This is a genomic window from Stenotrophomonas sp. YIM B06876 (assembly GCF_030711595.1).
Taxonomy (GTDB): Bacteria; Pseudomonadota; Gammaproteobacteria; order Xanthomonadales; family Xanthomonadaceae; genus Stenotrophomonas.
The window spans coordinates 1-334 of the sequence record NZ_JAUJUJ010000659.1 but is presented as its reverse complement, the minus strand read 5'-3'; the positions used below and the strand labels follow the sequence as shown (position 1 = coordinate 334).

The 334-nt window shown below is 65.9% G+C and carries 1 protein-coding gene; it reads left to right on the top strand.

Features of this window, described 5'->3' with window-relative positions:
• Positions 1 to 334, top strand: a 334-nt coding sequence (locus tag QZH66_RS18910) for an ATP-binding cassette domain-containing protein (RefSeq protein WP_305807306.1), incomplete at both ends; no start/stop codon positions are given.

The following is a 334-nucleotide window of genomic DNA, read 5'->3' as shown; positions in this document are numbered from 1 at the left end:
GAGGTGATCGCCGGCGAAGTGCTGTTCAAGGGCCAGAACCTGCGCGACCTGACCGAAGAGCAGATGCGCCAGCTGCGCGGTAACCGCATCGCGATGATTTTTCAGGACCCGCTGATGACGCTCAACCCGGTGCTGCGCATCGAGGAGCAGATGCTGGAGGCGGTCCAGACGCACCAGAACATGCCGCGCGCCCAGGCGCTTGAGCGCTGCCGCGCGGCGCTCGAAATGGTCGGCATTCCCGCGCCTGAAAAGCGCCTGCGCAGCTACCCGCACGAGTTCTCTGGCGGCATGCGCCAGCGTGTCGCCATTGCCATCGCCATGCTCAACCAGCCCG